Here is a 15,513-nt window from a genome sequence, read left to right as displayed (position 1 = left end):
TCGCTCTCCTCCGTTACATGCGGAACACGCCGAAGCGTGTCGGCTTGGCCGGGCGATTAAGGGTGGCGGATAGGCTCAGAGCAACCACCTCCCGGGTCTGGGCCGGGTCGATAACGCCGTCGTCCCACAAGCGGGCGCTAGCGTAGTAGGGATGCCCCTGATGCTCGTAGGAATCGACGATCGGCTTTTTGAACTCAGCCTCCTCTTCGGCACTCCATGCCTGGCCTTTTCGCTCCATGCCTTCCCGGCGAACAGTGGCCAGCACGCCGGCAGCCTGCTCTCCCCCCATAACCGAGATGCGGGCGTTGGGCCACATCCACAGAAAATCGGGGCTATAAGCGCGACCGCACATGCCGTAGTTGCCCGCACCGAAGCTGCCGCCGATCAGTACGGTAATCTTGGGCACTTCGGCACAGGCTACGGCCATGACCATCTTGGCACCATGCTTGGCGATGCCCTCAGATTCGTGCTTCTGGCCCACCATGAAACCGGTGATGTTTTGCAGAAACAGCAACGGGATGTTGCGCTGGCAGCACAGCTCGATAAAATGCGCGCCCTTCTGGGCTGACTCGCTGAACAGGATGCCGTTGTTGGCGATAATGCCTACGGGGTAGCCGTGGATATGGGCGAAGCCCGTGACGAGGGTCTGGCCGTAGTAGCGTTTGAATTCGTCGAATTCTGAGCCATCGACGATGCGGGCAATGACGTCCCTTACGTCGAACTGTTTACGCAGATCGGTGCCGACAATGCCGTAGATTTCCTCAGCACTATAAGCCGGGGCTTTGGGTTTGCGAATTTCTACATCCGCCGGCTTGCGGCGGTTGAGATTGGAAATACAGCGCCGGGCAATTTCCAGCGCATGGGCGTCGTTTTCGGCGTAGTGGTCGGCCACACCGGACACTTTGCAATGGACGTCGGCGCCGCCCAGGTCTTCGGCGCTGACCACCTCGCCGGTGGCGGCCTTCACCAGTGGCGGGCCAGCCAGGAAGATGGTGCCCTGGTTCCGCACGATAATGGATTCGTCCGCCATGGCGGGAACATAGGCGCCGCCAGCCGTGCACAGCCCCATAACGACGGCGATCTGGGGAATGTCGTCGGCGGACATGCGGGCCTGATTGAAGAAGATGCGGCCAAAGTGGTCGCGGTCCGGGAAGACCTCGTCCTGTCTCGGCAGGTTGGCGCCCCCGGAATCCACCAGATAGATGCACGGCAAACGGTTTTGCAGGGCGATCTCCTGGGCGCGTAGGTGCTTTTTAACCGTGAGTGGGTAGTAGCTTCCACCTTTGACCGTGGCGTCGTTGGCGATGATCATACATTCGGTGCCGGAGACACGGCCTACACCGGCGACGACTCCAGCGGCGGGGACCTCCTCGTCGTAGACGTTGTAGGCCGCGAACTGGCCCACTTCAAGAAAGGGGGAGCCGTCATCCAGGAGACGGTTGATGCGCTCGCGGGGCAGAAGTTTTCCTCGGGCGATGTGGCGCTCCTGGTATGACGGACCGCCGCCCTGCTGAATGGTAGCCACCTTGTCCCGCAGGTCGGCCACAGCTTTTGCCATGGCCGCCTGGTTGGCCTGGAACTCTTCCGACCTTGGGTTTACTTTGCTCTGGAGTATGGTCATAGCTTTTGTTGTCCGTTCGTCGGCTGACTTTCCCGGTGCTAATTGCTCTAGTTATCCAGCTACAGCTAGTTATTCAGGTACAGCTCGCGGCCGATCAGCATTCGGCGAATCTCGGACGTACCGGCACCGATTTCATAGAGCTTGGCATCCCGTAATAAGCGGCCCGTGGGATATTCGTTGATATAGCCGTTACCCCCCAGGAGCTGGATGGCGTCCAGAGCCAGTTTGGTCGCCATTTCAGCGGAGTAGAGAATCGCGCCGGCGGCGTCCTTGCGGGTCGTGTTGCCGCGGTCGGCGGACATGGCGACCATGTACACGTAGGATTTGGCGGTGTTCATGAAGGTGTACATATCGGCCACTTTGCCCTGAACCAGCTCGAATTCGCCGATGGCCTGGCCGAACTGCTTGCGCTCGCGGATGTAGGGAACCACCGCATCCATGGCAGCCTGCATGATGCCCAACGGTCCACCGGAAAGAACCAGACGCTCATAGTCGAGGCCGCTCATCAGAACCTTGGCCCCATTTCCCTCGCCGCCCATGACGTTTTCCTTGGGCACTTTCGCGTCTTCGAACACCAGCTCACACGTGTTGGAACCGCGCATCCCGAGCTTGTCCAGCTTTTGGGCCTGGCTGAATCCCGGGGTTCCGCGCTCCACGATGAAGGCGGTGATGCCACGCGGTCCGGCGGCCGGGTCGGTTTTGGCGTAGATCACATAAACGTTGGCATCGGGCCCGTTGGTAATCCACATTTTGCTGCCGTTGAGCACGTAGTGGTCGCCAGCGTCTTTGGCGCTCAGCTTCATGGAGACGACATCGGAACCGGCGTTGGGCTCGGACATGGCCAGGGCGCCAATGTGCTCACCGCTGATCAGCTTGGGCAGGTATTTCTGTTTCTGCTCTTCGGAGCCATTGCGATTAATCTGGTTTACGCACAGGTTTGAATGCGCACCGTAGGATAGACCTACGGAGGCCGATGCACGGCTGATTTCTTCCATGGCGATGACGTGTGCCAGATAGCCCATGCCGGAACCGCCGTAGGCTTCGTCGGCAGTAATACCCAGCAAGCCCATATCACCAAACTTTTTCCACAGATCGCTGGGAAACAGGTTTTCCTGGTCGATGTCGGCGGCGCGGGGAGCAATTTCCTGGGCCGCGAATCCGTTAATCTGCTCGCGGAGCATATCCAACGTTTCACCAAGGCCGAAATTGAACTCTGGGTATTGTGATTGCATTGTTGGCTACCTTTTACTCTCGAATTTGGTGTGGGTCGCGGGCTCCGCATACGGATATCGGTGACCGAAACACGTTGTAAAATCGCCCTGCTCGCAGGCTCCGCACGCTTTTGGAGACCGCTATCCGCTCGCTCCGATGCCCCCACTACTTCGGTTCTATGGATTCGGGCTCTTCTTTCGCGATCTTTGCCTGCTGATGCTTTCTCTTTTGCAGCTCGGCAAGCGCCTCGCGGCACCTTGCTTCCGCGGTATCCATTTCCATTTCCGCCTGGGCAATGTCGTTTTTCTGCTGCTCAAGCTGCGCTCGCTTGTTGGCCAGCGTATCCAGCATTAGCAGAAGTTGTTTTTCGTTGCCGCTAAGGGTTTCGTCCCATAAATCGAACAACTCTTTGGTTTCCGCCAGGGAAAAGCCCATGCGCTTACCGCGCAGGATCAGCTTCAGGCGTACCCGGTCTTTCGAGCTGAAGATGCGGGTCTGTCCACGCCTGGCTGGATGCAGTAAGCCCTGGTCTTCATAGAAGCGCACGCTTCGGGTCGTCACATCGAACTCCTTGGCGAGCTCGCTTATGCTGTATGTTTTCTTGGTGTCCATGGCAGTGTCCTTTTTAGGCTTAGGTTAGATAAAGTTTACGTAAACGTAAAGTTTTTTGAGGCTCGAATTTGGAATGAAGGCGGCAGCAATTTACCGGCCCATAGCGGAGGCGCCAGAACAGTCCCTGCCCGACTGGGGCACCGACCAGAACAGCAATGCCAGGAGACTCGGCATGGCCCATTGATCAGCGTCTCTTGACTCACTTTTTGTAGGAGGCGCACTCGCGATGGGTCAAAGATAGCAATGACCGGCATTGCTCTAACGATAAGGAGTCGCTGCTAGGACGCCGCTGGCCGAACGCCGTGACGCGATGAGGGCGGGTAAAAGAGCCGGGATCGGCTATGACTTTCCTGCAAATAAAGTGGGTACGTCTAAAAAAATATAGCCGCATACGCGGCTATATTTTTTATTCCATGTCTAGAGCAACCGAGCCCAACCCGATCCTAGAACGGGATGTCGTCGTCGAAGTCATCGACAGGCTCCGGCATGCCGCCGCCCCCACCCTGATTTTGCGCCGGCGGCTGGCTGTAACCGCCAGAGGAACCCTGATTGTCCTGATTACCGTAAGCCGGCTGCTGCTGCGGACGCGAAGGCGCGCCCTGGTTCATGCCGGCATTATCGCCTGCGCCCCGGCTATCGAGCATCTGCATCTGGCCGTTAATATCCACCACCACTTCGGTCGTGTAACGATCCTGGCCATCCTGACCCTGCCATTTGCGGGTTTGCAGTTTGCCTTCGATGTAGACCTTGGAGCCCTTACGCAGGTACTGCCCGGCGATTTCCGCGATCTTGCCGAACATAACGACGCGATGCCACTCGGTCTTGGGCACCAACTGCCCCGACTGACGGTCTTTATAGCTTTCGTCGGTCGCCAGATTCAAGTTGGTGACCGCGTTGCCGTTAGGGGTGTACCGGGTTTCTGGATCGTTCCCCAGGTTACCAATCAGGATGACCTTGTTTACGCCTCTTGCCATGTTCGACTCCCAAATAGTCTCTGTCGTCACCCACCATCCCTGGTCGGCGCATTAATTCGTTAGTGGTACTCGTTATTAGTAGTGCTGATTATTAGTGCTACTAGTCGTTAAAACTAGGGCCTTACAAACGCGAACCGCTCCAGGCTTGCGGCATCGAATTGACGATAGTCTACCTTGAGGTAGGCTGTATCCGCATCTACCAGGATCACCACATCCTCGACACCGGGCACGTCCCGTAAAGCGCTATCCACCGCCTGCACGCCACGCCCCTTGATATCGACCAACTGTACCATGAAACTCGATGCGTGACTTGGCCGCTTCATGGTCAAAGCCAGCCCCAGCCAAATGAGCAAAACAACCACCATCAGGGCAAAAACACCTTCGACGCCAGTGTGTTCCAGCAGCGCTCCACCCAGGGCGCCACCGACGAAAGCACCGAAGAACTGAGAGGTTGAATAGACGCCCATGGCGGTGCCCTTTGCGGCGGCTGGCGACTCTTTGCTGATCAGCGACGGCAGGCAGGCTTCGAGTAAGTTAAACGCCATAAAAAAGAAAAATAACCCGCCCCACATAAACCCCAGCGTATGCGGCAACTTGGCCAGAGCAAAACAGGCCAGGGCAAGCATGGCGACAGCCCCGCAAAGCACCGGTTTCATCATCCGTCTTTTTTCTCCAATGATGATAAACGGCACCATCGCGAAAAAGGCCAGACCCATCACCGAGAGATAGATCCACCAATGCTCCGTCGCAGGCACCCCCACCTGATCACGCAATAAAACCGGCACCACCAGGAAGGCCGCTGTCAGCACGAGGTGTAGCGCCCCAATACCGAAATCGAGACGTAACAACCGGCGGTTGCTCAGCACCTGACGCAACTTGTCCTTGGCGGGCTGGGCATCCAGATGCGTATTTTTCCCGACCGGGGTGGGTACGACGCTATGAACCAGCACGATACCGATCAGCGCGAGGCCCGCGGTCGCATAGAAAATGCCCGACAGACCCACGAGTGCCCCGAGTAGCGGACCCAAAAACAAAGACGCGGAGAAGGCCACGCCAATGGATAAACCCACGATGGCCATAGCCTTGGTGCGATTCTCTTCCCGTGTCAGATCGCTGAGCAACGCCATCAATACACTGGCGATCGCCCCGCCGCCCTGCAGAATACGGCCGGCGATGACGCCATAGATGCTTTCAGAGGCCCCGGCCAAGAGGCTGCCTGCCGCAAATATCACCAGGCCGCAAAAGATCAGTCGTTTGCGCCCATAACGGTCTGAAAGCATGCCGAATGGAATCTGCAGTAGCGCTTGGCTCAGACCATAGGCACCGATAGCAATGCCCAGCAAAGCCGGTGTTGCGCCGGCAAGGTCCTCCCCCAGCAGCATAAAAACCGGGAGTACCATGAACAGGCCCAACATGCGCATGGCGTACACCGAAGCCAAAGCAGCTATGGAGCGTTTTTCGAGGGCATTCATGAAGCGGGAAGATCCTAATGGTCGGTTTACGGCAAGGCGCCGAATTGTATCAGAAGGGCAGGCGACAAGGCAGCCGACGCAGCCGTCCAGATCAATTGCAGCCCGTGGCGCCTTCGGAAAGTCAGCATTACGTTAACTCACGCTTTCTGACAAAAAGACTGCCTTTTTAACGACTTCGTACGTTCAGTTGGGCAGCGAGTCGTCGTATCATAGCTTTCCGTCAATTCTGACGCCGCTCCAGTCTGGCGCCCACTCGGCGTCAAACTGCTCGAACTCTTGCAGGGGTTTTCGTGGATTTTGCAACGCTCATCGGCCTCGTAGGGGCCATGCTGGTTATCGGCGCCTCTATCGTCCTCGGTGCTTCGAGCCAGGTCTTTCTTAACGTGCCATCGATAATGATCGTTATCGTGGGCAGTCTTTTCGTGGTTATGGCCAAATTCAGCTTCGGCCAGTTTCTGGGCGCCTTCAAAGCAGCTTCCCGCGCCTTCTCATTCAAGCTGCCCGACACCGAAGATCTCATCAACGAAGTCATCGATATCGCCAACGTCGCCCGAAAGCAAGGCGTACTGGCGTTGGAGGAGAAGGAAGTCAGCAGCCCCTTCCTGAAGCAGGGCGTTCAATTTCTGCTGGAAAGCCAGCCCGCTGAGACCATCGAAAAACTAATGCAGAAAGAGCGCCTGCTCACGCTCGACCGCAACCGGATGGGCGCAAAAGTATTTCGCGCGTTCGCCGACGTCGGCCCTGCCATGGGCATGATTGGTACGATCGTCGGTCTGGTTCAAATGCTGTCGAACATGGAAGACCCCAAAGCTATCGGTCCGGCGATGGCGGTTGCGCTTTTGACGACCCTCTACGGCGCCATACTCGCAACCATGGTCGCTAGCCCGCTTGCCGACAAACTCGAACTGAGAATGACCGAGGAAGCCCGGTCGCAAGCGCTGATCATCGACGCCATTATCGGCGTCCAGGAAGGTCGCAATCCGCGGGTCATCGAGCAGATGCTATCGAGCTACCTGCCGCCCGCCAAGCGCGACCAGAACGCCGAAGCCCAAGCCTAAGGCTATTCCATGGACGAGCTGCCAGAAGAGGACCAGCCCGGCGTACCCGCCTGGGTCGTAACCTTTGCCGACCTGATGTCGCTGCTGATGTGCTTTTTCGTGCTGCTGCTGTCATTCGCCGAGATCGACGCCAGTAAGTTCAAGCAAATCGCCGATGAACTTTCCAAAGCCTTCGGTGTTCAGCGCGATGTGCCCGCGCTGGAGATTCCCATGGGCACGTCGCCGGTTTTCGACCACTTTTCCGCTGCCAAGCCCGAACCGACGGTCATCAACGAAGTGCGCCAGGAAACCACCCCGGACGCGCCAAACCTGGACACCAACACCACTCAAACCGAGACCGAAACTCGCTTGGCCCAGGCTCGCGAGCAGCAAGTTGAATCTCACACTCAAACGCTCGAGAAAGTGCTGAGCGAGGAACTGGAAGACGGCAAGCTGGACCTGCGTAAAGACAACGATCGAATCGTGATCCGTATCGAGGAGAAAGGCTCGTTCCCGTCAGGCTCAGCCACATTGACATTCGCCTTCGAAGACATGCTTTACCGCATGGCGACAGTGCTGCATAACATCCCCGGAGCACTGACCATTGAAGGTCACACCGACGATATCCCTATTCGTAGTTCACGTTATAACTCTAACTGGAACCTTTCTGCCGACCGTGCCGCGGCGGTCGCCAACGTGCTCATAGAGGGCGGCGGGATCGATGCCAAGCGAGTCAAAGTTCAAGGTTTCGCTGCAACCCACCCCCGGGTACCCAACGACAGCCCGGAAAACCGTGCGCTCAATCGCCGCGTAGAAATCATCGTCGACCTTTCCGAATCACACGACGAAACGCGCGTTCGGCTGCAGGACTTGATGGATCAAAGTGGCGGTGAGATCAACCCGATCATGGATGAACCCCCTAAGCGCCCGGAAGCCTTGGACTGGTAGAAAAGAAGTCCGCCAGGTCCGGTGCATCGCTGCCCTGCCCCATCAACGTTAACGTACCGCCATAAAGCTTCTTGGCATACAGCCTCACGCTGTATACTGGTGGGTTTCGGGGGCATACGACCGCTCTGTCGTTACCTGTTCGCATTTCCTGCTCGAGGAGTGTCATGGATTCCATCCAGATCAAAGGCGCACGCACCCACAACCTGAAAAACATCGATATCGAGATCCCCCGGGATAAGCTGATCGTTATCACCGGCCTATCCGGTTCCGGCAAATCCTCTCTGGCCTTCGACACGCTGTATGCTGAAGGGCAGCGCCGCTATGTGGAATCCCTATCGACTTACGCCCGGCAGTTTCTCTCCATGATGGAGAAGCCGGACGTGGACCACATCGAAGGGCTGTCGCCTGCGATCTCCATCGAGCAGAAGTCGACATCTCACAACCCGCGCTCCACCGTCGGGACCATTACTGAAATCTACGATTACCTACGACTGCTGTTTGCCCGGGCCGGCGAGCCACGGTGTCCGGATCACGACCAGCCGCTGGTCGCCCAGACCGTCAGCCAGATGGTCGACCAGGTGCTTGCGATGCCGGAGAACAGCAAGCTGATGATCCTGGCGCCGGTTATCCGCGACCGCAAGGGCGAGCATTTGCAGGTGTTCGATAACATGCGCGCCCAGGGCTTTATCCGCTTGCGCGTGGACGGCCGAGTCTATGACATCGACGACCTGCCGGACATGGATAAGAAGAAAAAGCACACCATCGATGTGGTCGTGGATCGCTTCAAAGTTAAGCCGGGACTGGAACAGCGATTGGCCGAAAGCTTCGAAACCGCCCTGGGGCTGGCCAGCGGCATCGCACTCGTCGCCCCAATGGATAACGATGGCGAGGAGCATACCTTCTCGGCACTTTACGCCTGCACCCAGTGCGGCTACTCCCTGAGCGAACTCGAGCCACGGCTGTTTTCTTTCAACAACCCGGCTGGCGCCTGCCCAACGTGTGACGGTCTCGGCGTCAAACAGTTCTTCGATCAGGACAAGATTGTCCAGCATCCCGAAGCCACCCTGGCCGAGGGCGCAATCCGCGGCTGGGATCGACGTGCGGTCTATTACTTCCAATTGCTCAATAGCGTTGCCGACCACTATGGCGTGGATATGGACACATCATTCGCCGATCTGCCAGAGTCTTTTCGTGAGGTGGTTCTCCACGGGTCCGGCGACGAAGACATCAGCTTCAAGTACGTCAATTCCCGCGGTCATATTATGGAAAAGGCGCATCCCTTCGAAGGCGTGCTGCCGAATCTGGAACGCCGCTACCGGGAAACCGAGTCTCACAGCATGCGCGACGAGCTCTCCAAGCACTTGAGCCAGCAGCCCTGCAAAGCCTGCGGGGGATCGCGCCTGCGCCGCAGCGCTCGCCACGTCTTTATCGATAAGCGGAACCTGCCGGAAATCACCCATCTCCCGGTCGGGGAAGCCTTTAACTATTTCGAGCAACTGGAGCTGCCTGGCCAGCGCGGCGAGATCGCCGAAAAAATTACCAAAGAAATTCGCCAACGACTGCACTTCCTGGTCAATGTCGGGCTGGAATATCTGACTCTCGAACGCAGTGCGGACACGCTGTCCGGTGGCGAGGCCCAGCGCATCCGGTTAGCCAGTCAAATCGGCGCCGGCCTGGTGGGCGTCATGTATATTCTAGACGAGCCGTCCATCGGGCTTCATCAACGGGACAACGATCGCCTGCTGGCCACGCTCACTCACCTGCGGGATCTGGGCAATACCGTGATAGTGGTCGAGCACGACGAGGATGCGATTCGTGCCGCGGACCATGTCATCGACATCGGTCCGGGGGCGGGCGTTCATGGCGGCCGCGTCATTGCAGAAGGTCCGCCCGAAGCAATTATCACCAACGAACAATCGCTGACCGGACAGTACCTCAACGGCACTCAGGAGATCGCTGTTCCCCAACAGCGCAAAAAGGGAACCGGTAAGTTCGTCAAGCTCAAGGGAGCCAGCGGCAATAACCTCAAATCGGCGAACCTATCGATCCCCTTGGGTGTCATGACCTGTATCACGGGCGTCTCCGGCTCCGGCAAGTCCACACTGATCAACAGCACTCTCTACCCCGTAGCGGCCAGCCGCCTGAACAAGGCGACCACACTGACACATGCTCCGTACGAGAAGCTCGAGGGCCTTGACCACCTGGACAAGGTTATCGACATCGATCAGAGCCCCATCGGTCGCACGCCGCGCTCCAACCCGGCGACTTACACCGGTCTTTTCACACCGATCCGTGAGTTATTCGCGGGCACGCAGGAAGCGCGCTCACGAGGCTACAAGCCCGGACGCTTCTCCTTCAATGTAAAGGGGGGCCGCTGCGAAGCCTGCCAGGGCGATGGCGTTATCAAAGTCGAGATGCACTTCCTGCCGGATATCTACGTACCATGCGACGTCTGCAAGGGTAAGCGCTATAACCGGGAAACCCTGGAGGTGCTCTACAAAAATAAAAATATTCACGAAGTACTGGAAATGACAGTCGAGGAAGCCCGCGAATTCTTCGACTCAGTGCCCTTTCTGGCAAGGAAACTTCAGACGCTCATGGACGTCGGACTGTCGTATGTACGCCTAGGTCAATCTGCAGTAACGCTTTCCGGGGGTGAGGCTCAACGGGTCAAACTTGCACGGGAACTATCCAAGCGGGATACGGGCAAAACGCTTTACATCCTGGATGAACCTACCACCGGCCTGCATTTCTACGACATCCAGCAATTGCTTAACGTGCTGCAACGATTACGCGAACATGGCAATACGATCATTGTGATAGAGCACAACCTGGACGTTATAAAAACTGCAGACTGGATTGTCGACCTCGGACCGGAAGGCGGTAATGGCGGTGGCCAGATTATTGCCGAGGGTACGCCCGAGGAGGTCGCTGAAGTGGAGCGGTCTCATACTGGCCGCTATCTAAAACCCCTGCTGAAGCGTGCGCAGAACCGCGGTAAAAAGCCGAACAGGAAAGCTGAAACAAGCTGATGTGAACGCATGCGGGCTTATGACTGAGCCCGCGCTGTTTTCTTCAGCCAAACGGGCAGACATAAAAAAACCGGAGCTTGCGAAGCTCCGGTTTTTTTTGACCACGATAAAGAGCTTACTCTTCGTCGTCGTCCACTTCTTCGGCTTCGATGTCCAACGGACGCCCAACCAGCTCAACAAAAGCCATAGGCGCGTTGTCGCCGGCACGGAAACCGCACTTCAGAATGCGAAGGTATCCACCCGGACGATCGGTATAACGCGGGCCCAGCTCGTTGAACAGCTTGGCAACGGCCGCGTCGTCACGCAGGCGCGAGAACGCCAGACGACGGTTGGCCACCGAATCGTTTTTAGACAGTGTGATCAAAGGCTCTGCCACACGGCGAAGCTCTTTCGCTTTGGGCAGGGTGGTTTTGATCAACTCGTGCTCAACCAGCGACGCAGTCATGTTGCGGAACATGGCCTTGCGATGCGCGCTGGTCCTGCTGAACTTACGACCACTCTTACGATGACGCATTGCTCTGATTCCTTACCTTAAACTACCAATACGGCGATCAACCGCCCAGAACCCGGTCATCGCCACGAAGGCTAGCCGGCGGCCAGTTGTCGAGTCGCATACCCAAAGACAGGCCTCGGGAGGCCAAGACGTCCTTGATTTCGGTAAGCGACTTCTTACCCAGGTTAGGCGTCTTCAGCAGCTCGACTTCAGTGCGCTGAATTAGATCGCCGATGTAGTAAATGTTTTCAGCTTTCAGGCAGTTAGCTGAACGTACCGTCAATTCCAGATCGTCGACCGGGCGCAGCAGAATCGGATCGACTTCTTCCTCTTCCTCAACACGCTCAGGCTCTTTCTCATGATCGAAATCGACGAACACAGCCAATTGCTGCTGGAGAATCGTCGCGGCACGGCGAATCGCCTCTTCCGGGTCGATCGTACCGTTGGTCTCCAGATCAATAACCAGCTTGTCCAGATCCGTACGCTGCTCGACACGTGCGTTTTCTACGGCGTAGGAAACACGACGCACCGGGCTGTATGTAGCGTCCAGCTGAAGGCGTCCAATCGCACGGGTCTCGTCATCGTCGAGACCGCGCTGGTCAGCAGCTTCGTAGCCACGGCCACGCGCTATTTTCAAGCGCATATTCAGCTCACCCTTTTCACTCAGGTGGCAGATCACGTGCTCGGGATTGGTGATCTCGACATCGTGATCAAGCTGAATATCAGCCGCAGTTACAACACCAGGACCTTTCTTGCTGACGGTCAGCTCAGATTCGTCACGGCTGCCCATCTTGACGGCGACGCCCTTGAGATTCAGCAGAATCTCGATGACGTCTTCCTGGACACCCTCAATCGCGCTGTACTCGTGCAACACGCCATCGATCTGTGCTTCAGTGATTGCGCAGCCCGGCATGGAGGACAAGAGTATCCGGCGAAGCGCGCTACCCAGGGTGTGGCCAAAGCCCCTTTCCAGGGGCTCCAGCGTAACCTTGGCGTGCGTCTTGCCCAATTCTTTTACGTCGATGGTACGAGGTGTCAATAACTCATGTACTGAACGCTGCATTAGACGCCCCTATCTGCTCTCGTTGCTAACTCAGGCCTTACTTAGAGTAAAGCTCGACGATGAGGTTCTCATTGATGTCGGCCGGCAGTTCAGTCCGCTCAGGGATCGAACTGTAAACGCCTGACATCTTGTTGGCGTCGACCTCTACCCAGCTCACAGGGGCGCGATTACCCGCGAGGTCCAGAGCGCCTTTAACGCGCAGCTGGTTCTTCGATTTCTCGCGAACACTCACCACGTCACCCGGCTTGACCTGATAGGACGGAACATTCACGACGCTATCATTCACCAGAATGGCTTTGTGAGACACAAGCTGACGGGCTTCTGCACGGGTCGAACCAAAACCCATGCGGTATACGACATTGTCCAGACGTCCTTCCAGAAGCTGGAGCAGGTTTTCACCTGTCGCACCCTTAATTCGGGCCGCTTCCTTGTAGTAGTTCCGGAACTGCTTCTCAAGCACGCCGTAAATGCGACGGACTTTTTGTTTCTCGCGGAGCTGTACGCCGTATTCAGACAACCGACCGCGGCGCGCACCGTGCATCCCAGGAGGAGCTTCGAGATTGCACTTAGAGTCGAGTGCGCGAACGCCGCTCTTCAGAAAAAGATCTGTCCCTTCACGACGAGACAGCTTACATTTTGGACCTATGTAACGTGCCATACTTCACTGTCTCCTGTCTTACACGCGACGCTTTTTGGGCGGACGACAGCCGTTATGCGGAATCGGCGTGACATCAGTGATGTTGGTAATCTTGTACCCACAACCATTCAGTGCGCGTACAGCGGATTCACGTCCGGGCCCAGGACCCTTAACCTCTACATCCAGGTTCTTAAGGCCGTATTCAGCAGCCGCGTTACCGGCTCTTTCAGCTGCTACCTGCGCAGCAAAAGGTGTGCTCTTGCGTGACCCACGAAAACCGGAACCACCGGAGGTGGCCCAGGACAGGACGTTGCCCTGACGATCAGAAATGGTCACGATCGTGTTGTTGAAGGACGCGTGGATGTGCGCGACGCCATCGACAACCGTCTTTTTCACCTTTTTACGGGTACGTGTACCTGGCTTTGCCATGTTTGCCTACCTGTTACTTGCGAATCGGTTTGCGAGGACCTTTGCGGGTGCGAGCGTTGGTCTTCGTGCGCTGGCCACGGACGGGAAGCCCATGACGATGACGCAGACCACGGAAGCAGCCCAGATCCTTCAAACGCTTAATGTTCATCTGAACTTCACGACGCAGATCACCTTCAACAGTCAGCTTGCCCACTTCGGTACGAAGCGATTCAACCTGATCGTCGCTAAGGTCTTTGACCTTGGCGTCCGGCTTTATGCCGGCTGCATCGCAAAGCTTCTGTGCTGCTGTCTTACCAACTCCAAAGATGTAAGTCAGTGAGATAACAGCATGTTTGTTATCGGGTATATTGACACCGGCTATACGTGCCATCCAAATTACTCCGCGTTCAAAGCTTTGCTGTGTGAATTTTCCGCCACAAAACGGGCGCGAAATAATAGCCCCTGATCGTTCAAAGATCAAGCACCATTATTCCGCCCCTTTGCGATCCAGACTTGATATCGGTTTTGATATCAGCCTTGACGCTGCTTATGACGAGGTTCCGTGCAGATAACTCGAACCGAGCCATTGCGACGAATAACTTTGCAGTTACGGCAAATTTTCTTTACCGAAGCGCGTACTTTCATTGTCGACTCCAGTGTTACCGGGGGACTGAACTAATCAGCCCCGACCATAGCCCTTGAGATTGGACTTTTTCATCAGCGACTCATACTGATGGGACATCAGATGAGACTGAACCTGTGCCATGAAATCCATCACGACCACAACCACGATCAACAGCGACGTTCCCCCCAGATAGAAGGGGACATTACCCGCCACCATCAAGAATTGAGGGAACAAAGACACCGCCGTAATGTACAGGGCACCGAAGAGCGTCAAGCGCGTCAGCACACCGTCGATATACTTTGCGGTCTGTTCGCCCGGGCGTATACCCGGAATGAACGCGCCTGAACGCTTGAGGTTGTCTGCAACTTCGCGCGGATTGTACATCAATGCCGTGTAGAAGAAGCAAAAGAAGATAACCGCTGCCGCAAATAGAATGATGTACAGAGGCTGGCTCGGAGCCAGCGCCTGGGACACACTGCCCAACCACTCCATACCTTCACCCTGGCCAAACCACTGACCCAGCGATGCCGGGAACAAGAGAATGGATGAAGCAAAGATCGGCGGAATTACACCGGCCATGTTAACCTTCAACGGCAAGTGACTGGACTGCTGAGCGAAAACCCGACGCCCCTGCTGCCGCTTGGCATAATTAATCGTCAATCGCCGCTGACCGCGCTCCATGAAGACCACGAAGCCAACGACCGCTATCGCAAGCACTGCGATGCCCAACACCACCAGCAGACTCATCTCGCCGCTACGCGCCTGCTCAAGAGTCTGACCGATAGCACCTGGCAAACCCGCCACGATACCGGCAAAGATCAACAGCGAGATGCCGTTGCCAATGCCCCGCTCGGTGATCTGCTCGCCCAGCCACATCATGAACACTGCGCCGCTGACAAACGAGACAACCGCCACGAAGTGGAAGCTGAAACTGTCGTTGAATGTGACGCCCTGCGACGCCAAACCTACGGAAATGCCAAGGCCCTGAACCAGAGCCAACAGCACCGTGCCGTAACGCGTGTACTGACTGATCTTGCGACGACCGGCCTCGCCCTCTTTCTTCAACTGCTCAAGGTGCGGGCTCACCGCCGTCATCAATTGCATGATGATGGAGGCGGAGATGTAAGGCATGATGCCCAGCGCGAAGATACTCATCCGCTCGAGGGCACCACCGGAGAACATGTTAAACAGGCCCAGGATTGTCCCCTGGTTCTGATCAAACAAGGCTGCCAAGCGATCAGGATTAATACCCGGTACCGGAATATGGGCACCGATGCGGTACACCAGAAGCGCCAGGAATACGAACCAGAGCCGCGAACGCAGCTCTGCAAATCCTTTCCCGACTCCCGCCGGCATTGATGCTGTCTTGGCCATTATGT

The 15,513-nt window shown here is 56.7% G+C and carries 15 protein-coding genes; 3 read left to right on the top strand and 12 right to left on the bottom strand.

All coding sequences use genetic code 11. The features are described from left to right. Positions 1–13 precede the first annotated feature (13 nt). The 5 genes from FXO11_RS03685 to FXO11_RS03665 all read right to left on the bottom strand — a co-directional run bounded on the left by FXO11_RS03685 (position 14) and on the right by FXO11_RS03665 (position 5,891). Entirely contained in the window at positions 14–1,621 is a 1,608-nt protein-coding gene (locus FXO11_RS03685; RefSeq protein ID WP_148861624.1) for a carboxyl transferase domain-containing protein, read from the bottom strand. 65 nt (positions 1,622–1,686) lie between these two features. After that, entirely contained in the window at positions 1,687–2,853 is a 1,167-nt protein-coding gene (locus FXO11_RS03680) for an isovaleryl-CoA dehydrogenase (RefSeq protein WP_148861623.1), read from the bottom strand. A 145-nt stretch (positions 2,854–2,998) separates the two neighbouring features. Continuing rightward, entirely contained in the window at positions 2,999–3,445 is a 447-nt protein-coding gene (locus FXO11_RS03675) for a MerR family transcriptional regulator (protein WP_148861622.1), read from the bottom strand. A 443-nt stretch (positions 3,446–3,888) separates the two neighbouring features. Then, complete coding sequence (gene ssb / locus FXO11_RS03670; protein WP_148861621.1) at positions 3,889–4,419, bottom strand: single-stranded DNA-binding protein; 531 nt, start codon at positions 4,417–4,419, stop codon at positions 3,889–3,891. A 113-nt stretch (positions 4,420–4,532) separates the two neighbouring features. Then, positions 4,533–5,891 carry an MFS transporter gene (locus tag FXO11_RS03665; protein ID WP_148861620.1) on the bottom strand — a complete coding sequence of 453 codons (1,359 nt, stop codon included), beginning with the start codon at positions 5,889–5,891 and terminating at the stop codon, positions 4,533–4,535. A gap of 290 nt (positions 5,892–6,181) precedes the next feature. Between FXO11_RS03665 and pomA the strand changes: the two genes are divergently transcribed. From pomA to uvrA, 3 genes are all read left to right on the top strand, one after another. Then, on the top strand, positions 6,182–6,949 hold the full coding sequence (gene pomA, locus FXO11_RS03660; protein ID WP_148861619.1) for a flagellar motor protein PomA: 768 nt from the start codon (positions 6,182–6,184) through the stop codon (positions 6,947–6,949). A gap of 9 nt (positions 6,950–6,958) precedes the next feature. After that, positions 6,959–7,876 carry a MotB family protein gene (locus FXO11_RS03655; RefSeq protein WP_148861618.1) on the top strand — a complete coding sequence of 306 codons (918 nt, stop codon included), beginning with the start codon at positions 6,959–6,961 and terminating at the stop codon, positions 7,874–7,876. A 164-nt stretch (positions 7,877–8,040) separates the two neighbouring features. Beyond that, complete coding sequence (uvrA, locus tag FXO11_RS03650) at positions 8,041–10,908, top strand: excinuclease ABC subunit UvrA (protein ID WP_148861617.1); 2,868 nt, start codon at positions 8,041–8,043, stop codon at positions 10,906–10,908. Positions 10,909–11,023: 115 nt separating this feature from the next. Here the strand turns inward: uvrA and rplQ are convergent, their stop codons facing one another. The 7 genes from rplQ to secY form a co-directional block, all read right to left on the bottom strand. Next, on the bottom strand, positions 11,024–11,422 hold the full coding sequence (rplQ, locus tag FXO11_RS03645) for a 50S ribosomal protein L17 (RefSeq protein ID WP_148861616.1): 399 nt from the start codon (positions 11,420–11,422) through the stop codon (positions 11,024–11,026). A 37-nt stretch (positions 11,423–11,459) separates the two neighbouring features. Further along, on the bottom strand, positions 11,460–12,464 hold the full coding sequence (locus FXO11_RS03640) for a DNA-directed RNA polymerase subunit alpha (protein WP_148861615.1): 1,005 nt from the start codon (positions 12,462–12,464) through the stop codon (positions 11,460–11,462). A gap of 37 nt (positions 12,465–12,501) precedes the next feature. Beyond that, positions 12,502–13,122 carry a 30S ribosomal protein S4 gene (rpsD, locus tag FXO11_RS03635; protein ID WP_148861614.1) on the bottom strand — a complete coding sequence of 207 codons (621 nt, stop codon included), beginning with the start codon at positions 13,120–13,122 and terminating at the stop codon, positions 12,502–12,504. Between the two features lie 18 nt (positions 13,123–13,140). Beyond that, positions 13,141–13,530 (bottom strand): 30S ribosomal protein S11, encoded by a 390-nt coding sequence (gene rpsK, locus FXO11_RS03630; RefSeq protein WP_004580767.1) that lies wholly within the window; start codon positions 13,528–13,530, stop codon positions 13,141–13,143. Between the two features lie 13 nt (positions 13,531–13,543). After that, complete coding sequence (gene rpsM, locus FXO11_RS03625) at positions 13,544–13,900, bottom strand: 30S ribosomal protein S13 (RefSeq protein ID WP_148861613.1); 357 nt, start codon at positions 13,898–13,900, stop codon at positions 13,544–13,546. A 140-nt stretch (positions 13,901–14,040) separates the two neighbouring features. Beyond that, a complete protein-coding gene (gene rpmJ / locus FXO11_RS03620) occupies positions 14,041–14,154 on the bottom strand; it encodes a 50S ribosomal protein L36 (protein ID WP_004580765.1) in 114 nt (37 codons plus the stop codon). Between the two features lie 34 nt (positions 14,155–14,188). Continuing rightward, a complete protein-coding gene (secY, locus tag FXO11_RS03615; RefSeq protein WP_148861612.1) occupies positions 14,189–15,508 on the bottom strand; it encodes a preprotein translocase subunit SecY in 1,320 nt (439 codons plus the stop codon). Positions 15,509–15,513: the final 5 nt, after the last annotated feature.

The organism is Marinobacter fonticola (genome assembly GCF_008122265.1).
GTDB lineage: Bacteria > Pseudomonadota > Gammaproteobacteria > Pseudomonadales > Oleiphilaceae > Marinobacter_A > Marinobacter_A fonticola.
This window is presented reverse-complemented; position numbering and strand designations above follow the sequence as displayed.

What these genes read in the sequence shown, in the direction of transcription:
- FXO11_RS03685 (WP_148861624.1), bottom strand. Translation starts at nt 1,621, where the DNA reads ATGACCATACTCCAGAGCAAAGTAAACCCAAGGTCGGAAGAGTTCCAG.
- FXO11_RS03680 (WP_148861623.1), bottom strand. Translation starts at nt 2,853, where the DNA reads ATGCAATCACAATACCCAGAGTTCAATTTCGGCCTTGGTGAAACGTTG.
- FXO11_RS03675 (WP_148861622.1), bottom strand. Translation starts at nt 3,445, where the DNA reads ATGGACACCAAGAAAACATACAGCATAAGCGAGCTCGCCAAGGAGTTC.
- ssb (WP_148861621.1), bottom strand. Translation starts at nt 4,419, where the DNA reads ATGGCAAGAGGCGTAAACAAGGTCATCCTGATTGGTAACCTGGGGAAC.
- FXO11_RS03665 (WP_148861620.1), bottom strand. Translation starts at nt 5,891, where the DNA reads ATGAATGCCCTCGAAAAACGCTCCATAGCTGCTTTGGCTTCGGTGTAC.
- FXO11_RS03655 (WP_148861618.1), top strand. Translation starts at nt 6,959, where the DNA reads ATGGACGAGCTGCCAGAAGAGGACCAGCCCGGCGTACCCGCCTGGGTC.
- uvrA (WP_148861617.1), top strand. Translation starts at nt 8,041, where the DNA reads ATGGATTCCATCCAGATCAAAGGCGCACGCACCCACAACCTGAAAAAC.
- rplQ (WP_148861616.1), bottom strand. Translation starts at nt 11,422, where the DNA reads ATGCGTCATCGTAAGAGTGGTCGTAAGTTCAGCAGGACCAGCGCGCAT.
- FXO11_RS03640 (WP_148861615.1), bottom strand. Translation starts at nt 12,464, where the DNA reads ATGCAGCGTTCAGTACATGAGTTATTGACACCTCGTACCATCGACGTA.
- rpsD (WP_148861614.1), bottom strand. Translation starts at nt 13,122, where the DNA reads ATGGCACGTTACATAGGTCCAAAATGTAAGCTGTCTCGTCGTGAAGGG.
- rpsK (WP_004580767.1), bottom strand. Translation starts at nt 13,530, where the DNA reads ATGGCAAAGCCAGGTACACGTACCCGTAAAAAGGTGAAAAAGACGGTT.
- rpsM (WP_148861613.1), bottom strand. Translation starts at nt 13,900, where the DNA reads ATGGCACGTATAGCCGGTGTCAATATACCCGATAACAAACATGCTGTT.
- rpmJ (WP_004580765.1), bottom strand. Translation starts at nt 14,154, where the DNA reads ATGAAAGTACGCGCTTCGGTAAAGAAAATTTGCCGTAACTGCAAAGTT.
- secY (WP_148861612.1), bottom strand. Translation starts at nt 15,508, where the DNA reads ATGGCCAAGACAGCATCAATGCCGGCGGGAGTCGGGAAAGGATTTGCA.